Consider the following 19,489-nt stretch of genomic DNA (forward strand, 5'->3'; position numbering starts at 1 on the left):
GCCTCCTTTACTTGGTTGAGGTGACGCTTGCGGACACATGGACATGGGGGGTACCCGTAAAGGGGCAGAGGCAGTGTCCGTTTACCGTGCCCAGGCAGGCCCCTGTGCCGTCTCCATCGTGGGTGATTCCCCCGGATCCTTTGACGGTTACCTTGCCACCGGAGGTGAGGGAGGCATCTCCGTTGCATGTGCCCTCCATGGTGCCGGGGATGGTTGCGGAGAGGGCATGTGCCTCCCGGTCGTACTGGGTGACGGCACCGTCCTGGTAAGCGGTGCGGTGAACGGTTTTTACGTCTGCGGGTGCGGGAAACGCATCCCTGGGAATGCCGGGGAGTGCCACCCCAAGGGCCGGGTCCCCGCAGGGGCACAGGAGCATCACCTGCTCTCCGGGTTCCGGGGCCCACCACTGGCTGTCGGGGCCTGCCCGGCGGGTGAGCCAGGGGAGCCAGTCCGTGACAATTCCCCCTGACGCCACCCGGACGCGGGCTGTTTTTTCATCCAGTTCCTGGACTGTTCCCACGAGGAGCAAGCTTCGGAGGCGTCGTTCCAGTTCGGCGATGCGGTACTCCAGTTCGGTCATCATGGGGTCACCTTCAGGGTTGTGTAGTCGCCTTCATGGCCCGGGCCGATGTTGGGGGCCTGGCCTGTGAAGAGGCGGGTGGGATGCTGCGCCGGGGAGGTCCAGAGGGACTCGCCCAGGCGCAGCATCTGGTTCCAGGTGAGGGTCCAGACAGCCCGTTCCCCGGAGGCCAGGGGGTGGGAGGGGCACCCCCTGGCCTCGACTCCCCCGGCGGGGTGGGCGCTGGCCAACCCCCAGGTGGTGCCGGGAATATGAGCAAGGAGTCCTTCCACCAGGTTGAGGAGGGTGGCGTCCGGGGTGACGGGGCCCGCGATCACCGCCTCCAGGGAGAGGGGAAGGTCCCACTCACCCGTGGCAGTCTCCTGGGCGGTATCGGCCCCGGCAAGGGCGACCCAGGCACGGGGCCCGTCGTCTCTGCCTTCAGGGATCGTCTCGGGAGCGAGGTCGCCCAGGCAAGGGGTGCACGCGGCCAGCCCGGGAAAAGTGCGGGTGAGGTCCGCGCAGATGGCGTGAAGCAAAGATGCGATGTGCATGGGGCTCTCCTTATGGATGACGGGGCGCAGTGTCTCACCCCGTCTGGGGTTTCGGTTTGGGTTTGATCGTTCATTGATGGGTGCCATTCTACGCAACCCCCGGTATCGTTGGGTTTCAAACGTTTCACTGCAAACAGGGGCGGGACATTCTTTGTTAATGGTCGTTCAACAGGTGGGCCTGGATCATGTCCACGGCGCCTTTGACTCCGTCCATCTTGCCGGAGAGACCGGCCACCTGCTCGGCCATGTCGTTGAGCCGGTCGTAGACCGCGGCAAGGTCCTCGTGGGAGAGGGCATGGGCCATGTCGGTCTCCAGGCGGGTGAGTCGCCCGTCCATCTGAATTTTAGCCTTATCAAGCCGTCGGGCGAGCTCTTTGAGCTCCTGGGCCTTGGCATTGAGCCGGGAGTTGAACCATACGTAGAGGCTCACGGCCAGGGTGATGAGGTACTGGATGATGTTGAACCAGAACCGGAGGGATGCGTAATCAGTGGGGTGCTGCTCCATAAGGTCTCCTTGGGATGTGTGTGGTGGTGTTGATTGAAAAGCAGGGTGCTTTAGGATTTTTGCCCGTGGAGGGGCGGTGCAGAGTAAACCACGGCAGGGGATGGAGATGGGGTTGAAGGGTTTAAAAAAAGGGAAGCATGGCAATGTGGTTTTTTTTTACACGTTGTGCGTGGTTTTCGTCGGATGGGCAAAGCGGAGCGTGCCCATCATGGGTCAATGACTCACCGAATGACCATGTGGGAGCGGCGCTTCATAAGGGGTGATGCTGGATAGGAACCAAAAATATATGGGGTGATGTGCCAACCGCCGTGCCCGATGGGCACGGCACCACCTTTGCCCATCCTACATGTAGCGCGTGGTTTTTGTCGGATGGGCAAAGGGGAGTGTGCCCATCATGGGGCAATGACCCACCGAATGACCATGTGGGTGCGGCACTTCGTAAGGGGTTATGCTGGGTCGAAACCAAAAATATATGGGGTGATGTGCCAACCGCCGTGCCCGATGGGCACGGCATCACCTTTGCCCATCCTACATGCAGCGTGAGGTTTCCGTAGGATGGGCAAAGCGGAGCGTGCCCATCATCGGGCAATGAGCCGTCGGATGGCCATGTGGGAGCGGCACTTCGTAAGGGGTGATGCTGGGTCGGAACCAAAAATATATGGGGCGATGCGCCAACCGCCGTGCCCGATGGGCACGGCACCACCTTTGCCCATCCTACATGTAGCGCGTGGTTTTCGTGGGGTGGGCAAAGCGGAGTGTGCCCATCATCGGGCAATGACCCACGGGATGACCATGTGGGCGCGGCGCTTCGTAAGAGGTGATGCTGGGTAGGAACCAAAAATATATGGGGCGATGCGCCAACCGCAGTGCCCGATGGGCACGGCACCACCTTTGCCCATCCCACATGTAGCACGTGGTTTTCGTAGGATGGGCAAAGCGGAGCGTGCCCATCATCGGGCAATAAGCCGCCGGATGACCATATGGGAGCGGCGTTTCATAAGGTGTGATGCTGGATAGGAACCCAAAATATATGGGGTGATGCGCCAACTGCCGTGCCCGATGGGCACGGCACCACCTTTGCCCATCCTACATGTAGAGCGTGGTTTTCGTAGGATGGGCAAAGCGAAGCGTGCCCATCATGGGGCATTAAATGGGATCAGGACCAGGCGAGGGGTTCCCGGCTTTTTGTCTGGCGCAGGGCGCGCTGCTTTTTGATGATGTTGTAGATCTGGGCGGTGGTGAGTTTACTCCTTGCGGCCAACTCCCGATGGTTGTCTCCGGTGAAAGCGTTGTAGATGGCCGCGTCCCGGATGGCCCGCTTGAGGCGGTCGTCCCGGGGTAGGTAGATGCTGCGGCCGCCCAGGTGGTGGGAGAGGACCACCACGATGTCCTGGGCGTGGGTCATGGCCTGGTCCGGGTCCATGTGTTCCCGGGTTTCCAGGTGGTCCGTGAGTACGTCCACGAGCTCGGTGAGAAGGGCGGGCCAGATACGGGGGGCGCTTCGGATGACGGGGTCCATGGCGTCCATGATGTGGTCGGTGTCCATCATATCGGGGGAAAAGGTCTCGGGAGTGAGGGGCTGTTTGTTCAAGGTGTGTCTCCAGTGCTTCGGGTGATGGATGGGTTCCGTGTGTACGTCACCAAACAGTTAGGGCGCCTGGCCGGGCCGTCGGGGTTTCATGGTTGGTATAACCAAAGGAATTGTGGTACGGTTGGGCCGTTACGTCCAAAGTTTGGAAAAGAATAACCAATAAACATTGGTTTATCAACAATAAAATTGGGTGTCACACAAAAAGATGTGCGTGTGGTGGCCCCCTGAGGCATAACCATGAAAAATAATGAAAAAAACAGCCAGGAGCCCTATCCGGCAGGGAGTAAGGGAAGCGGTCACGGGGCGGGTACCTCGACGGGTAACCAGGAATTTGGTGATCGTCTTAAGATGTCACGTGAAAAACTTGGCCTGAGCCAGGCCGGGTTAGGGAAAAAAATTGGTGTAACCACCACCACCGTACAGAATTACGAGTACGGCGGCTCACCCAAGGGGGATGTGCTGGTACGCATGGCCGAGGTCCTTGGCTGCTCTCTGGACTGGCTGCTCTTGGGGCAGGGATCCCACGGCGGGGCGTTGTCCGCGGAAGGTGACAGCACCTTTTCGGCCGAAGGCGTTGTGGGGCGAAATGGCGGCGAGTTCACGGTCCCCGTCCTTGAAGAACCCAACACCGACAACTACAACTGGGTCCCCATGGTGGAGGCGGAACTCTCGGCCGGGGGCGGCTCCCTCATGGCCAGCGAGCGCATCCGGGACTACTACGCCTTTCGAAAGCGTTTTATCGCCAACATCGCCACCTCTCCGAAAAATTTGGTGCTCATGCGCGTCTCCGGGGACTCCATGGATCCAGAGATCCGCAACGGGGCCACGGTGATGATCGACCTGGGCCGTCGCAAGATCAAAAACAACTGCATCTTTGCCCTGGGTTTTGAAGACACCATCATCATCAAAGAGCTGGAAAGGCTCCCCGAAGGCCGGGTCCGCATCATCTCCAAGAACCGGGAGGAGTACCCCGCCTACGAGGCTGAGGCCAACTCCCTGCGCATCATCGGCCAGGTGATCTGGGGCGATCGACTCTACCCCATTTAAAGGATCCCGCCATGAAGATTCATATGGAAAACCTCCGGCGACGTGCGCAGATCACAGCTTCGGTGCGCCGTTTTTTTACGGGTAAAGGGTACTTGGAAGTGGAGACACCGTTGTGGGTTCCGGCTCCCATCCCCGAGGCCCACATCGACCCCCTGGAGGCCGGAAACGGTTATCTCCAGGCTTCGCCGGAGTTGTGCATGAAAAGGCTCCTGGCTGCCGGGTCCGGGCCTATTTTCCAGATCACCAAGGCCTTCAGAAAAGGTGAGCGGGGAGCAAAGCACATCCCGGAGATGACCATGCTGGAGTGGTACACCCCGGGCGCGGACTACGAGTCCCTCATGGCCGACTGTCAAGGGCTCTTCCTGACTGTGGCCCAGGACCTGGGCCTGGGAAGCACCCTTTCGGTCCAGGGAAAGCCCATCCACCTGGATCGGCCCTGGAAACGACTGACCGTTAAGGACGCTTACTCCCTTTATGGCTCCGAGCCCATGGACCAAGCCCTTTCTGGAGACCGGTTCGACGAGGTCATGGGCCTTGAGGTGGAGCCCCGCCTCTGCGGTGACACCCCGGTGATCCTCTGCGACTACCCCGCCCCCATGGCCGCCCTGGCCAAAAGGAAAGAGTCGGATCCTTCGGTTGCCGAGCGCTTCGAACTCTACGTGGAGGGCCTGGAGCTGGCCAACGGCTTTACAGAACTCACCGACGCCGACGAGCAGCGAAAGCGCTTTGAAGAGGAAGTGGCCCTTCGCAAGCGCCTGAACAAATCCACCTGGCCCGTCCCCGAAGCCTTCCTCAACGACTTGCCCCACATGCCCCCCTCGGCCGGCATCGCCCTGGGTATGGATCGCCTTGCCATGCTCTTCTGCGGCGCCGAGACCATCGACGAGGTGCTCACCTTTCCGCCTGAAAGCCTGTAAGAAAACGGGAAAAACCTCCGGTGGCCAAGGGCTGAGCCCTTGGAACCCAGGTTCGCGAATGCTCCCGGCCTTCGTTCCTCAGGCCGATCACATTCGCTGGTGGGCTTTGCCCGTGTCATTCTCTAAGGGGCTGGAGCGCCGCACTCCGTGCGGCATACGTATCGCACCAGCAAAAAAGCCGCACAGGAGTGCGGCGCTCCATAAGGGCCGGCGTGGCATTCTTGAACGGCTTGCATTGCGCAGTGTCTGCGGCATGAGAAAACCCACAAACCCCACAAAAATGCCGCCATGCTTTACCCCGAGTAACGAGGGGGAAAGCATGGCGGCAACCCGCTTTCGAGGTGGCTCACCTCACCGCCGGAGTTATTCCGGTTAAAGTCAAGCAAACCCCAAACGTTTTTCATCGTGTTTTTGAAGAATGAAACGGGTCTCTCCTGCAAAGACCGTTGCCAGATGGTACACATCACGCGAATGCCTCGATAACGCAGGCCGAATGGTTACCACCATGCATTCGCCATGGGGTGTCAAGGTGCCCCCACCTTGCCGCCGGAGGCAGCCAGGTTAAAGACGCCTCCGGCGGCCCTGCCGGGGGGCAAGCTTTTGAAAAGCTTGACAAACAGGTTTTTTGCTCAATTTCACGAAACTCTTCGCGGAAGCTCTTACCCTGAGGAACGAAGGGGAGGGCTTTCGCAACCTGGGGTCCAGGGGTGGCGAAGCCACTTAAGCTAAAAATTCCCTGGCCGCCGGAGGCAGGCTTTTCCTTGCACTTTAACCATAGAAGGCACGCTTTTTTATTCGTCTTCGGTCATGGCATGGATCTCGTCGTCGGTGAGTTCGCGGCAGTGGCCTTCGGGCAGGTCTTCCGGGAGCTGAAGGGTGCCGATGCGGTCGCGGTGGAGTTTGACGACTTTGGTGCCCAGGGCTTCGAACATGCGGCGGACCTGGTGGAAGCGTCCTTCGTGGATGAGGAGTGTAGCGCGGCCCCTTCCTGAGTCGTCCGGGTCGCTGAGGGTCAGGGTGGCGGGGAGGCAGGGCCGGTCGTCGTCGGGGAGGTGCAGGCCCTTTTCCACCTGGGCCACCGCGTCCTTCGCCAGGGTGCCCTCAAAGACGACGCGGTAGCGTTTGCCCACTTTTTTGTTGGGGTGCACCAAGCGGTGGAGGAGCTGTCCGTCGGTGCTTAAGATGAGCAGGCCGGAGGTATAACGGTCCAGGCGCCCGGCAGATTTGGGTTCGGCCTGCTGCCATATCTCGGGAATCAGGTCGTAGATCAGGGGGGATTCGGAGGGGTTGTGGCTGCACGAATAGCCTTCGGGTTTGTGCAGCATGAGGTGGACCTCGGTGGGAGGCAGCTCGACCTTTTCCCCGTTGACCAGCACATCCATGGGATCCACCTGCCTCTTGGCGCTGGTCTCGATCTCCCCTTGAACGTTACTGTCCTGCGTTTGAGAAGCGCTTTCACATCCTTGCGTGTGCCGTACCCGCAATGGGCCAGCAGTTTATCCAGTCTCATGGTGTGCCTTCTATGGTTAAAATGGGTGGAAAAAGCAGGCCTCCGGCGGCGAGGTGAGCCACCTCGAAAGCATATAGCCCTTGCGCTTTGTCCCTCGTTCCTCGGGCCAAAGCGCAAGGGCCTTCGGCTCGGGCTTCGCCCGACATAAACCCTTATGGGTCTTGCGGGCTGCCTCACAAGCTTCGACGTCACAGGATACGCTTTTGTTACTTGTCCATTGTGGATTTAACCACACTGCCTCCGGTGGCCAAATGTTTGTCTGATTTTACGGCTCGCATTTGACAAGCAAGGCTTAATCACTTTCAGGCACCGTCGAAATAATTTCCATTTTTTCACATTACAAAAGTTTTTTGCGGAGCTTTTTTTCAAAAAAGCGACCCGCCGGAGGCCTTATCTGTCTGGCAACTCTTCAGCACCTTGCCTGCCAGACGTGGAACCTGGGGCTCTCTTTCAATCGCGTGACTTTGGAAAAACTCTCTTCAAGCCACCTCTTTACCGGGACCTGACGCTGGACAACCAGGGTGAGGCTCTTCGTGCGACCCGGCGCTTCCCGGATCAGGGATTCCAGGATACCGAAATCTTCGGAGACCCCTTTGTGGATGGGCGGGTTGCTGACGATCATGTCCCATGGGCCTTGCCCCTCCAGGGCATGCCAGCCGTCGCCCAGGTGGGTGTGGGCTTCGGGCACGTTGAGGCGTGTGGCCTCGACAGCCAGGGCGTCGGCATCCGATGCGTCCACGTGGGCGGCTCCCCGTGCAAGGAGGCCCGCGGTGAGGACCCCAGTTCCGCAGCCGAAGTCCAGGACGCGTCCCTGGACGTCAAGGCCGTCCAGGAGCAGGGCCGTGGCTTCGTCCATACCGCCTTTGGCAAAGAGCCCCGGGTAGGTCACCCACGGCAGAGTTTGGGCGTCCAGCACCAGCTCGCCGTGCTGAGCCCACTGGGCCAGGTCGGCCTTCATCTCTTTGGGGCCTTTGGCCTGTATAAGGCGGCATTTCTGGCGGTAGCTTACGGTGTCGACCTCGTCGAAAAGGTCGGCAAGCATTTTGGGAACGGATTTGATGCCCTCGTCGTTGGCACCATAGATATAGAGCTCGCCGTCCGGGCTCAGGGCCCCGCCAAGGGCGTGGACCGCCATCTCCACGGCGAGGCGTCCCTTGGGCAACCGCAGGGTGGCCACGTCAAAGGGCCCCGGAGACGGCCAGGCTTGGCCGGCTCGCTCGCCGGAGGACCAGCGGCTCCAGAACTCGGCTCCCAGGGCATTGGCCAGCCTCCCGTCTTCGGCGACCAGGGTTGCCCGGGGAAGCTCGGGGAGCTCTTCCTGGGCGAACCTGCTGACGTGCTCTTCGTGCAGGTCGGCACGTTTGTTCATGCGATTTTTTTTCATAACATATGTTTCCCGGGAATAATCCGTTCCTTAGAGGTTACGGCAGCGAATTCATGGCAGTACAACCGATGCGGTTGCCGATGTATTGTCCGAACTCTTTAAGCAATGTGGTACATTGTTGAGTGACACTCTTTTCTTCCATGGATTTCAGGAAAGGTGCCGTGGCAACTGATATGACAGAAAATTGCCTATGACAAGGCAAGGGAGAAAACATCGCCAGGGGGCGGTGTCGACCATGCAATTTTACTGTGAGGCGGCCTTTTATCTCTTGGAGTGTCTGGTTAACCACTTAAAATGGTAGCTGATATGTGTGATAATCTGTTTGATTGTATGAACGATATTTGTGATAATTAACGGCGAAATCTAACAGGAAACTGACGGTATCAACATTAGATATTCGATTATTTCGGGTAGGTCGAAGGTCAACAAGCAACGGGCTCCGGCACACCTGGCATCCATCCGCGCAACGGATCCTGTAAGCCATCCGAGATATGCCTTGTGTGCACGAGCCCCAACCAATCAAAGAAGGAGGCACAGGATGACGGTGAAACATGGGCTTTTGATCGGTTTGATGATGTTGGTGACCCTGGGCGCCATGGGGTGTGACTCGGACCTGACACCGGAGAACACGGTGATTGTTGTCTCTGACGGGGTGACCGGCGGCCCGGAGGGGGCCGGTGAGGTGCTGCCCAATGCCATGGTGTACAAGGTTGCCGATGCAGCGAAGGTCTCCTTTGCCGATCTGGTTTTTGCTGAAAAAGTGGAAGGGGCCCATGTGGGCTTTGCGGTGAGGGCCTTTGGTGAGACCGACTGGGTTCCCCTGATGGCAGAGGCGATCCTCACGGATGGGGACGGCCGTGCCCGTCTCTCCTCCCTGAAGGAGAGGCTTCCGGCATCCTACCTTGAAGCGGCCCCCGTGACCCTTCAGCTCCAGGCCCGGGTCTATTTCAGCGAGACCGAGTACACTGCCGATAACATGGGCATCGTTCGGGTGCTTTCCGAGGATGCGGAGCTTAACCCCGGCATGATCGCCGCGGACCATGACAACACCATCCACGCCACCGGCGGTCTCAACGCCCTTCAGGACTGGGTGGATTTTCTTAACGTGTTCCAGGGGGACTGGCCTTACGTGGACGACAAGGTGGAATCTGTGATCCCCGCCCTCATGGACGAGGGCAACGACCTTATTATCGTGACGGGCATGTTCCCGGAGCTTCGTTACGCCTGCAGGACCCAGATGATGAGCCACTTTGAAAAGGGTGCCCACCGCACCATTCCCATCATCGTCAAGGAAGACATGCTCTTTGAGCACAGCAACACCTTTAAAAAAGAGTGCCTGAAAATTTTGAAGGACCTGTACGGCGGCGCCAATGCCCGGGCCATGGTGGGGGACACCGTGCGGCAGGATGGCTACGGGGCTGTAGCGAACGAGATCCTTTATGTACCCTTTCAGATCCATTACGAGCCCGACTTCTGGCTGCTGGACACCGAAGGCTACGGTTGGATCCATCCGGATACCATTGCCTCGGATTGGGGCGAGGTGGCCGAGAAGATTGCAGAGGGCCCCGTGGTTCCGGACAATTTTTTTCTGAAGCACCACACGGGCTTTAAGAACATTGCCCACAGGGGCGGCGGTGAGCTGGCCCCGGAAAACACCCTGGTGGCCTATCGAAATTCCCTGGCTGAAGGTGCCGACACCCTGGAAGGGGACGTGCACATGACCTCCGACGGGGTGGTTGTGGTCTCCCATGACGAGACCGTGGACCGCTGCACCGACGGCACCGGCGCCATCGCGGACATGACCCTGGCCCAGGTCAAGGCCCTGGATGCCGGGTACCGGTTTACCCCGGACGGCGGGGCCACCTACCCCTGGCGTGGCAAGGGGCTGACCCTGCCCACCCTTGCGGAGGTCTTTGCCGACGGTGAACTCAGCGGTGCTCCCATGGTCCTTGAGATCAAGCAGGAGGGAAGTCTCATCGTGGACAAGGTGCTGGACCTCATCGAGGCCTACACCATGCAGGACAAGCTTATTTTGGGCGGTTTCGACAACTCGACCCTTGATTTGATCGAAGCAAAGGCCGATGAGCGGGGCCTTGACATCAAGACAATTTTTTCCACCGAAGGGGTGCTTGAGTTTACTTTTACCCCCACGGCCATCATGAAAAAAGAGGACTACGAAATGCCCGCCGACGTTCTCTGCCTTCCGGCCGCCATGATGAGCCAGGCCCTCATGGCCAAAATCCGCATCCTCGGCATGAAGTGTTATGTCTGGACCGTGAACACCGAGATCGAGATGAAGCGGCAGATGGAGTGGTTCAAGGTGGATGGCATCATGACCGACAACCCGGAGCGTCTTGAAGCCCTTATGGCGCCCTGATAGATAAGCGGATTTCACGCAACATGGCGGGCTTGATGTGTCACGCCCACCAGCAGGAAGGGGCAGTCTGTTTCTCTGAAACCGACTGCCCTTTTGCATGTGTAAGCCCTTCACCGTGCTCTTTGGCCCTTGGCCTTTCATTTGCTATGATGCTATGACCGCCAGAGCGGTTCAAATTCCCTGGCCCGGCCGGGGGCAACAGATGTGACCAAAAGACATGGGAGAAAGGCAATGGGCGGTGATTCCAACAGCCGACTGGTGTATTCCACGGAGACGGGCAGGGTCTGTCCTTCCTGCGGCAAGCCGGTGAAGAGCTGTACCTGCAGGAAAAAGAAGAAGGGGGCCCCGGCCGGTCCTGCGGTGAAGCAGGACGGTGTGGTTCGCGTCATGCGCGAGACCAAGGGCCGAAAAGGCAAAGGCATGAGCCTGGTGACGGGGGTTCCCGGGGATGCGGCTGAGCTCAAGGCCGTTGCCAAGGAGCTGAAGCAGATCTGCGGCACCGGCGGCAGCGTGAAAAACGGGGTCATCGAGATCCAGGGGGACCACCGGGACAAGTTGGTGGAGGCGCTGAAAGCCAAGGGGTTTACCGTCAAAAAAGCGGGGGGATAAAGATGCGCTCGTAAGGATTGGTTTTTCTTTGACGGATCAAAAGAAAAAACGGGCAGGGGCTTTTTTAAAGCCCCTGCCCGTTTTTTTATGGGCGAGAGAAGGGATAAACGCAGGTCACATCACAAGGGAGTGAAGATGGACCGTTGGTTATCGCGAGGTTGCCATGGCTGGTTTACTGGCTTTGGTGGCGCCCAGCTTGCGCTTCTCTCTGGAGGAAAGGATTTTTCCTGAGTTCAGGCGTGCGAGGTAGTTGTTGAGCTCCTCTTTGACTTCCGGTGCCATGATGTAGAGGCCGATGATGTTGGGGATACAGACCACGAAGATAAGGGCGTCGGCAATGTTGACGACGTACTTCAGGTTGATCATGGCTCCCGACCAGTAGACCATGCAGTAGAAGATGTTGTAGGCCAGGCCCAGTTTGGGGTCTTCGCCCACGATGTACTCGAAGGCCTTCAGCCCGTAGTAAGCCCAGGAGACCGCACAGGTGAATCCGAAGAGGATGGCGGCGAAGGTCAGGGGGTAGACGGCGAAGCTGAAGTGGCGCTCAAAGGCCCAGGAGCTCATGGGCATGCCCTGCAGGCCCATGTTGACGTACTCGGGCACGGCGATCATGGTGGTGACCACCACCAGGGCGGTGGCGAACTGAACCACGATGGTGTCGATGAAGGGCTCGATCATGGAGACAAAACCTTCGGTGACGGGCTCGTCGGTCTGGACGGCGGAGTGGGCGATGGCTGCGGTGCCCAGGCCGCATTCGTTGGAGAAGGCGGCGCGCTGAAAGCCGATCATCATGGCGGCCGCGATGCCGCCGCCGGCTGCTTTGGCGGTGAAGGCGTCGGCGATGATGAGTTTGATGGCGGGCAGGATGAAAGAGCCGTTGAGAAGGAGGACCATGGCTACCAGGGCGAGGTAGGTGAAGACCATGACGGGCACGATCCTGGTGGCCATGGAGGCGATGCGCTTCATGCCGCCGATGATGACGATGCCCACGATGACGGCACCGATGAGGCCCACGAGCCAGCCCAGGTGCATGATGGCGCCTTCGTTGTTGCACATGGTTTTAAGCTGGTTGTAGATCTGGTTGGACTGGAAGAGGTTGCCGATGCCCAGGCAGCCGAGGACCAGGCCCCAGGCGTAGAACTTGCCCACGAATTTACCGAGCCCCTCCATGCCGCGGGCGGCCAGGCCCTGGGAAAGGTAGTACATGGGCCCGCCCTTGACCGTGCCGTCTTCCTTGTAGGTACGGTACTTGGTGGCCAGGGTGCATTCGGTGAATTTGGCGGACATGCCGATAAAGGCGGCGAACATCATCCAGAAGATGGCGCCGGGGCCGCCGATCATGATGGCGATGGGGACACCGGCGATGTTGGACATGCCCACGGTGCCGGAGATGGCGGAGCACAGGGCACCGAAGTGGGACACCTCGCCTGCGGCGTGGTCGTCGATGTAGTCGCCTTTGGCCAGGCGAACGGCGTGTTTGAATCCGCGGATGTTGATGAATCCCAGGTAGCAAGTGCAGAAGAGGCCTGCGGAGATGAGGAGGCAGACGATCAGGGACCAGTCGTTGCCGAAGAGATGGACTTTGTAGAAGATAAAACCGGTGAGAAAATTAGAGATGGGCTCAAAGACGTGGTCGAGGCTGACCCCTTTTTTGGTTTCTGCAAAGGCGGGTGTCGCTGCCGCAAGGAGCAGGACGATCGCCTTGAATAAGAACTTCATAAATCCTCCAACGATGAAATGAATAACAGCAGATGGCGAACGCGACGAAGGAAAGGGGAGGGGTATCCGCCCGAAACGCTGCGTTGCGAATCGGTGAAAGGCCCATGCGACTGTTCCCGTAATCGTTCAGCCATCATGACCGGGTTCCGGTCATCGTTTCTCTTTTAACAGGATCCCCCAACCCTGCCCGTTCTGCGTCGAACGGGTTCTTAAAAGAGGAACATGTGATATGTTGGAGACGATTCTTAGCCAATATTTCTTCCGGAATCAATAGATATCTATTATCTGATACATCACGTATCAGGGATGAAGTGCGGTGCTGGGGTAAAATATATTTATCGTAATGATATGGAAAAACAATCGATTGTTTGCCCTCCGGGGCAGGTTTTGGGGGGCTTCAAAAAAAGTGTGGGGTCCGCTTCAAAGGGTGTGAGCACCGGAATGCCACGTAAATAACGGTATCAGGAAGGTGTATTGTCTGTTGTTTTGGGTGGTTAGGGTTTGTGTGTCGGTCGGTTTTTACGGGGGCGCCTTCTACAGATGGGATGGGTGTGACGCCCATTTGACGGGAGCTTCAGGGATTCTTAAAGGCGGAACGCGGTTTTTGTGCAAACCGCTGTACGCAATGCGGGAGGGGCCGGTTGGTACCCTTCACGGGATCGGAGAGGCGGCAGTGCGGTCCGGGGAGGGCCTGTGCCGGAGGTACGATACGGCTTACCGGTTTGGGAGCACCCGGGAGAGGGTCAGGAGCCCTAAGTAGACGAGCCCCGCCACGGAGATGATCACCGGGCCCGCCGAAAGATCCAGGGTGTAGCTCAAGGCCAGGCCGCTCCAGTTGAAAAAGAGGGCAAAGCCCGTGGCCAGGATCATGATGACCGAGAGGCGGCGACTTAAGGTGGAGGCGGCGGCAGCGGGCAGGGTGAGCATGGCGATGACCATGATCACGCCCACGAGGCGCACCAGGAGCACCACGGTGACGGCCGTCATGACGAGGAGGAGGATATAGAAAAAGGAGGTGTTGATGCCCCTTAAAGTGGCAAACTCCTCGTCGAAACAGATGGAGAGGAAGGTGGGGTGAAACACGACGGCAAGGAGGATGATGACCAGGTCCAGGCCCGCCACCATCAGGACATCCTGGTGTGAGATGAGGAGGATGTCCCCGAAAAGGTAGCTGGAGAGCTCAAAGTAGCCCGGGGTGAGATCGATGAAGATAAGCCCCGAGGCCATGCCCACGGCCCAGAGGGCCCCGATGATGGAGTCCTCCCGTTCCCCTGCCTTTATACTGACCAGGCCGATGAGGACCGCGGCCACGATGGCGCTAATCAGGGCCCCGGCCATGGGGTCGAGCCAGGTGACTCCCCATCGGTGTTTGAGGTAGAGGGCGGCGCCGATGCCGCCGAAGACGCAGTGGGCAATGGCTCCGGCCAGGTAGCCGATGCGCCGGGTGACCACATAGGTGCCCATGATGCCGAAGGAGATGCTGGCAAGGGTCCCTGCCGCCAGGGCGAGGCGGAGAAAGCTGCTGTTGGGGTCGAAGAGTGCGTGGAAAAATTCGATCATGGCTTATCAGGGTGCGGCATAAAGGGGGTTGGGTGTGTAAGGGCCTCGTTGATGCAGTGGCCCTGGTGGCTGCATCGGTGGTCGTGGCGCACCATGCGAAGGTCGCCTCCGTAGATTTCGTTGATGAGGGTGCCGTCCAGGCTGCTCGTGGGGTGGACCAGGACCTTTTTGTTGACGCAGATGACGCTCTTGACCACCTTGGAGACGAACCCCAGGTCATGGGAAACAACCAGGATGGTCATGCGGCTGTTCAACTTGGAGAGGAGCTCAAAGAGGGTGGCTTCGGCGGCCGGGTCCACGTTGGCCGTGGGTTCGTCCATCAAGAGAAGGGACGGGTTGCTGCACAGGGCCCTTGCGATGAGGACCCGCTGGCGCTGGCCGCCGGAGAGGCTGCTGAACGGTTTCTTCTGCTTTTCCAGGAGCCCCACCTCGTTGAGGGCGTGGCGGGCGGCTTCCCGGTCGTTTTTCGAGTAGCGCCATCGCTTTGACTGGGTGAGTCGTCCCATGAGGACCACGTCCATGACCGAGACGGGGAAGGCCATGTCCACATGGGTGTACTGGGGGCATGCAGCCACTGGTTCCAGGTTAACTCGGGATTTGCCGGAGAGGGAGACCCGGCCGGAGGTGGGGACCAGAAGACCCAGGATCAATTTGATCAGGGTGGTTTTTCCCCCGCCGTTGGGGCCCACCACCATGGCGAAGTCTCCCTTGGGCACAGTGAGGGTGACGCCGTCAAGGACCGGGTGACGGGTGTAGGAAAAGGAGACGTTGTCTAAGACGATGGCGGGTTCCATGGGATTCACCGGTTCGTTGATGTCAATGGGGCGGACGGGGTCTGTCAAGGCTCGGGCCCGCCTGAGCAAAGGGGCAAGGTATCGCGTGGTGCCGTATCCTTACTCCTTTCCCCTTCGGATTGCAACAGGAAGCAAAAAATAGAAGGTGCGCGGCGCGCAGGGCCTTACCGGGCCGGGGACCAGGGGCAGTACCCGAGGCGCGGAGACAGGCGGGTCGGGTGCATGCGGCACACCTCGGGACGGTCTTCGTAGACGCTGCAGCGGTTGCGGTTGTCAAGAAAGCAGCAGCCTCCCTTTTTGCGCGTGGCCAGGGTGAACTTACCCTTGGAGAGGTTGCAGCGGGTGATGATGCCCTCTTTTTTGAGGCGTTTCACAAGGCCCTTCATGTCAAAGGCCACCTCCTCTTCATCGGTGATGCCGAGGCGGATGAGGTCGCTGGTGGTGACCTCCACAATGAGGTAGCAGCACAGGGCCATGCAGTCTGTGCAGAGGGTGGTGTTGAATTTTTTCCAGGTAGCGGGGCGCTCGATGTCGCAGCCCCTGGTGTCCGTCTGTCGTGCCATGCCGTACTCCGGGGTTTTCGGTTTTTCAAAACCCGGGAGAATAGCACTGAAAAGACGACAGCGGGAAAAATCAAAGTTGGGCGGACGTAACGGCGTCCCACGGCGGGGTGATGACTCACCTCCGGGGACACCGCTACGGGAAAGGGGCAGGTCAGCCCCGGAACGGGCTTATTCGAAGTACTCTTTAAGGCCTTCCGATGAGGGTTTCATCCCCCTGGCGCCGGGGCTCCAGTTCACAGGGCAGACCTCTCCGTTCTCTTCAAAGAATTTCAGGGCATCCACCATGCGGATGGCCTCGTCCACGTTTCGGCCCAGGGGAAGGTCGTTGACCACCTGGTGACGGACGATGAAATCCCGGTCGATGAGGAAAAGGCCGCGAAGGGCCACGCCATGCTCTTCCGCCAGGACATCGTAGTCCTTGCAGATGGAACGGTGGATATCTGAGACGATGGGGTAGGCCACCCCTTCGATGCCCCCCTCGTTTCGGGGGGTGTTGAGCCAGGCCAGGTGACTGAAGTGGGAGTCCACGCTCACGGCCACCACCTCCACCTTTCGGTCGGCAAATTCGGGCAGGCGGTCTGAGAAGGCGTGGAGCTCGGTGGGGCAGACAAAGGTGAAGTCCAAGGGGTAGAAGAAGAGGACGATGTATCTGCCTTTAAGGTCCGAGAGCCGGAACGATTCATCAAAACTCCCGCATTTGACGGCAACGGCCTGGAAATCAGGGGCCGGTTTTCCTACGAGAACGCTCATTTTTTCCTCCATCATGGGTTCGGAGAGGGCAGAGCCCTGGTTGGCGTTTTAAAAAACGGCCTGGGCTTGAAATTGGGTCATGCGGTATTTCGAGCGTCGGGGCAAGGGGAGAAGGCGACGGAGAGCAGGAGGCGCAGGTGGACGCATCAGGGACAGGTGCCCGGGCCATCAGATAAGCATTAGTAGAAAAAGTACCATGGAAACAGAAGGGAAACAACGCCTTAAAACAGCCCGGGGCCCTTTCTGCAGTCGGAAGGAGGGTGGGACACTCCTTCGGCGTTGGGACTGCAGAAAGGGGAAGCCGACAGGCGGCAGGGTGCAGCAGGACAACGGGCCGTCACATCAGGTGACGGCGCGGTTCCGTAAGCGCACTCCCGGGTTGCGCGTCACAGGGTGGGGAGCCCCCGGCGCAGACGTGGGTTGCGGAAGCGGATCAGTCCGCTTTTTTGCGGAGGAAGGTGGGGATGTCCAGATCTTCCTCGGCGTTGATGGTCAGCCCCGCGGCTGAGGAGACGGCCGTGCCCTGGGTGCTTCCCACAGGGATGTTGTGGCGCACGTAGGCAGGCTCCTCCAGGGTGTGGGTGTTGAGCTCAAGCTCGTTCAAGGTGAGGTCACGCACCTTGCCCCGTTTTTCAATGGCATCGAGGTTGCGCTTGGGCAGGTCCACGGAAGGGGCGTCGCCCTCTTCGCCGATGCCCGTGGCAATGACGGTGATGCGCATCTCGTTGCCGATCTCTTCGTCGATGGCCTGACCCCAGATGATCTCGGCGTCTTCTCCCACCTGGTCGTGGATGAAGTCCGAGGCTTCGGTCATTTCATCCAGGGTGAGGTCCGGGCCGCTGGTGATGTTCATGAGCACGCCCTTGGCGCCACGGATGGAGATGTCCTCCAGAAGCGGGTGGGCAATGGCCTTCTGGGCCGCTTCCCGGGCCCGGTTTTCACCGGAGGCGATGCCGATGCCCATGAGGGCAAGGCCGGCACGGCGCATGGTGGTACGCACGTCGGCAAAGTCGAGGTTGACGAGGCCGGGCATCATGATGAGGTCGGTGATGCCCTTCACCGAGTGGTGGAGGATCTCGTCGGCTTTGCGGAACATGTCGATCATGGTCGCCTTTTTCTCGGCGATGCTTCGCAGGCGGTCGTTGGGGATGGTGATGACCGTGTCCGTGTGCTTTCTGAGCTCTTCCAGGCCCAGGTCGGCCTGGCGGGCGCGTTTTTTGCCCTCAAAGGAGAAGGGCCGGGTGACCACGGCCACGGTGAGGATCTCCAGCTCCTTGCAGATCTGGGCCACCACAGGGGCGGCTCCGGTGCCGGTGCCGCCGCCGAGGCCTGCGGTGATAAAGACCATGTGGCTGTCCTGGAGGGCGGAACGGATGGCGTCCACGTTTTCAAGGGCCGCCTGCTTGCCCAGCTCCGGGTTGGCGCCTGCCCCGAGACCCTCGGTGAGCTTTCCGCCGATCTGGATTTTGGTTTCGGCCTTGGAGTTTTCCAGGGCCTGGGCATCGGTGTTGGCTACGATAAACTTCACGCCGTGCAGGCTGGCCTCGATCATGTTGTTGACCGCGTTGCCTCCGGCGCCCCCGACTCCGATAACCTTGATCTTTGCCGACTTGTCACTGTCTACAAAAGAAAAACTCATCTCCCACCTCCACTCTTGTTCATCATCGGTTACTGGTCCTTTGTTATGCCGTCTCCCCGCCCGGAGCCTCGCCAACGCCCGGCAGGGTTCCGATGGAAACGGCAGATCAGAAATAGCTTGCTGTATGTCGAACGGATGTATCGGTCACCGCCCTGTGCCGGGCGGCATCCTCTCCCCTACATCACGTCGGAAAACCACTTTTTCATGCGGGTGGTGACCCGCTGAAAGATGTTGTCGTCCCGGATGCGGAACTTCTTCTCCACCTGGTTCTCGGTGCCGTAGAGCACGAGCCCCACGCCGGTGGCGTACATGGGGTTGCTGACGATGTCCACCAGGCCGCCGATCTGGCGGGGTTTGCCAAGGCGGGTGGGCAGGTCAAAGATGCTTTCGGCCACCTCGGTCATGCCGTCCAGGAGGGACGAGCCCCCGGTGAGGACGATGCCCGAGGCGATCTGGTTTTCAAGGCCGGCCCGGAAGATTTCACGCTTCACAAGGGCACAGATCTCTTCCACGCGGGGTTCCAGGATCTCTCCCAGGACCTGGCGGGGCATGCTGCGGGGCTCGCGACCGCCCATGCCCGGCACCTCGATGGTCTCCGTGGGGGAGACGGCGCTGGACAGGCAGGTGCCGTACTTGAGCTTGATCTTTTCGGCGTCGTTCTTGCTCGCCCGAAGGCCGATGGAGATATCGTTGGTGAGCTGCAGGCCGCCGATGGCCAGCACAAAGGTGTGCTGGATGTTGCCGCCGGAGAAGACGGCCAGGTCCGTGGTGCCGCCTCCGATGTCGATGAGGGCGGTGCCCAGGTCCCGCTCTTCGTCGGTGAGGACCGCGCTGCCAGAGGCCAAAGATTCCAGGACCACGTCATTGACGTCCAGGCCCGCTTTGTTGGCGCACTTGATGATGTTGTGGGCCGAGGAGGCCGCTCCCACCACGATGTGCACCTTGGCTTCCAGGCGGACGCCGGTCATGCCGATGGGGTTGTGCACCCCTTTCTGGTCGTCGACGATGTACTCCTGGGGGAGCACGTGGATCACCTCACGGTCCATGGGGATCGAAACGGCTTTTGCCGCCTCGATGACGCGGTCCACGTCGTCCTGGGTCACTTCGCGCCCCTTGATGGCGATGACGCCGTGGCTGTTGAGGCTGGTGATGTGCCCGCCCGCGATTCCGGCATAGACGGAGGATATCTCGCAACCGGCCATGAGTTCTGCTTCTTCCACCGCTTTTTTGATGGAATCCACCGTGGCCTCAATGTCGATGACCACCCCTTTGTTGAGCCCGATGGAGGGGTGGGTGCCGGTGCCGATGATGTTTACGTCGTCCCCTGAGCGTTCCCCGACAACAGCACAGATCTTTGTTGTGCCGATATCCAGGCCGACAATAATATCCTCATGTGCCTGCATGGGCATCC

General features: G+C 59.6%; 17 protein-coding genes. 4 read left to right on the top strand and 13 right to left on the bottom strand.

Annotated features, from left to right (window positions below; all coding sequences use genetic code 11):
* Positions 1-7 precede the first annotated feature (7 nt).
* The 4 genes from ACOYW2_RS03055 to ACOYW2_RS03070 all read right to left on the bottom strand — a co-directional run bounded on the left by ACOYW2_RS03055 (position 8) and on the right by ACOYW2_RS03070 (position 3,209).
* On the bottom strand, positions 8-583 hold the full coding sequence (locus ACOYW2_RS03055; RefSeq protein WP_482769354.1) for a phage baseplate assembly protein V: 576 nt from the start codon (positions 581-583) through the stop codon (positions 8-10).
* Entirely contained in the window at positions 580-1,113 is a 534-nt protein-coding gene (locus ACOYW2_RS03060; RefSeq protein ID WP_482769355.1) for a hypothetical protein, read from the bottom strand. Before ACOYW2_RS03060 ends, ACOYW2_RS03055 begins: the two co-directional genes overlap by 4 nt.
* Positions 1,114-1,267: 154 nt before the next feature.
* Entirely contained in the window at positions 1,268-1,618 is a 351-nt protein-coding gene (locus ACOYW2_RS03065) for a hypothetical protein (protein ID WP_482769356.1), read from the bottom strand.
* Between the two features lie 1,156 nt (positions 1,619-2,774).
* Positions 2,775-3,209 carry a Mor transcription activator family protein gene (locus ACOYW2_RS03070; RefSeq protein WP_180136718.1) on the bottom strand — a complete coding sequence of 145 codons (435 nt, stop codon included), beginning with the start codon at positions 3,207-3,209 and terminating at the stop codon, positions 2,775-2,777.
* 237 nt (positions 3,210-3,446) lie between these two features.
* On the opposite strand from ACOYW2_RS03070, the gene ACOYW2_RS03075 reads away from it, so the two are divergent.
* Together ACOYW2_RS03075 and epmA are read left to right on the top strand one after the other, a co-directional pair.
* Positions 3,447-4,256 (top strand): XRE family transcriptional regulator, encoded by an 810-nt coding sequence (locus ACOYW2_RS03075; RefSeq protein WP_482769357.1) that lies wholly within the window; start codon positions 3,447-3,449, stop codon positions 4,254-4,256.
* An 11-nt stretch (positions 4,257-4,267) separates the two neighbouring features.
* The gene (gene epmA, locus ACOYW2_RS03080) at positions 4,268-5,173 is read left to right on the top strand and encodes an EF-P lysine aminoacylase EpmA (RefSeq protein ID WP_482769358.1); all 906 of its coding nucleotides are present in this window, start codon (positions 4,268-4,270) and stop codon (positions 5,171-5,173) included.
* Between the two features lie 791 nt (positions 5,174-5,964).
* On the opposite strand, the gene ACOYW2_RS03085 is transcribed toward epmA, so the two are convergent.
* Together ACOYW2_RS03085 and ACOYW2_RS03090 are read right to left on the bottom strand one after the other, a co-directional pair.
* Positions 5,965-6,555, bottom strand: a complete 591-nt coding sequence (locus ACOYW2_RS03085; RefSeq protein WP_482769359.1) for a pseudouridine synthase — start codon at positions 6,553-6,555, stop codon at positions 5,965-5,967.
* Positions 6,556-7,092: 537 nt separating this feature from the next.
* Positions 7,093-8,067, bottom strand: a complete 975-nt coding sequence (locus ACOYW2_RS03090; RefSeq protein ID WP_482769360.1) for a class I SAM-dependent methyltransferase — start codon at positions 8,065-8,067, stop codon at positions 7,093-7,095.
* Between the two features lie 538 nt (positions 8,068-8,605).
* Between ACOYW2_RS03090 and ACOYW2_RS03095 the strand changes: the two genes are divergently transcribed.
* Both ACOYW2_RS03095 and ACOYW2_RS03100 read left to right on the top strand, forming a co-directional pair.
* Positions 8,606-10,444, top strand: coding sequence for a glycerophosphodiester phosphodiesterase family protein (locus ACOYW2_RS03095; RefSeq protein WP_482769361.1), 1,839 nt, complete (start codon positions 8,606-8,608; stop codon positions 10,442-10,444).
* 231 nt (positions 10,445-10,675) lie between these two features.
* Positions 10,676-11,053 carry a translation initiation factor Sui1 gene (locus tag ACOYW2_RS03100; RefSeq protein WP_482421660.1) on the top strand — a complete coding sequence of 126 codons (378 nt, stop codon included), beginning with the start codon at positions 10,676-10,678 and terminating at the stop codon, positions 11,051-11,053.
* 147 nt (positions 11,054-11,200) lie between these two features.
* Here ACOYW2_RS03100 and ACOYW2_RS03105 read toward each other — a convergent pair whose 3' ends face one another.
* The 7 genes from ACOYW2_RS03105 to ftsA form a co-directional block, all read right to left on the bottom strand.
* Positions 11,201-12,772, bottom strand: coding sequence for an alanine/glycine:cation symporter family protein (locus ACOYW2_RS03105; RefSeq protein ID WP_482415193.1), 1,572 nt, complete (start codon positions 12,770-12,772; stop codon positions 11,201-11,203).
* A gap of 714 nt (positions 12,773-13,486) precedes the next feature.
* Positions 13,487-14,332, bottom strand: coding sequence for a metal ABC transporter permease (locus ACOYW2_RS03110; RefSeq protein ID WP_482415194.1), 846 nt, complete (start codon positions 14,330-14,332; stop codon positions 13,487-13,489).
* Complete coding sequence (locus tag ACOYW2_RS03115; protein ID WP_482769362.1) at positions 14,329-15,174, bottom strand: metal ABC transporter ATP-binding protein; 846 nt, start codon at positions 15,172-15,174, stop codon at positions 14,329-14,331. The genes ACOYW2_RS03110 and ACOYW2_RS03115 overlap by 4 nt, the downstream gene beginning before the upstream one ends.
* A 116-nt stretch (positions 15,175-15,290) precedes the next feature.
* Complete coding sequence (locus tag ACOYW2_RS03120) at positions 15,291-15,689, bottom strand: YkgJ family cysteine cluster protein (protein ID WP_482421662.1); 399 nt, start codon at positions 15,687-15,689, stop codon at positions 15,291-15,293.
* A gap of 168 nt (positions 15,690-15,857) precedes the next feature.
* The gene (locus ACOYW2_RS03125) at positions 15,858-16,439 is read right to left on the bottom strand and encodes a peroxiredoxin (RefSeq protein WP_482415197.1); all 582 of its coding nucleotides are present in this window, start codon (positions 16,437-16,439) and stop codon (positions 15,858-15,860) included.
* 433 nt (positions 16,440-16,872) lie between these two features.
* Positions 16,873-18,078 (bottom strand): cell division protein FtsZ, encoded by a 1,206-nt coding sequence (gene ftsZ, locus ACOYW2_RS03130; protein WP_180136708.1) that lies wholly within the window; start codon positions 18,076-18,078, stop codon positions 16,873-16,875.
* Positions 18,079-18,254: 176 nt separating this feature from the next.
* Positions 18,255-19,481, bottom strand: a complete 1,227-nt coding sequence (gene ftsA, locus ACOYW2_RS03135) for a cell division protein FtsA (RefSeq protein WP_482415198.1) — start codon at positions 19,479-19,481, stop codon at positions 18,255-18,257.
* Positions 19,482-19,489: the final 8 nt, after the last annotated feature.

The organism is Desulfoluna sp. CLI2B (assembly GCF_056847375.1).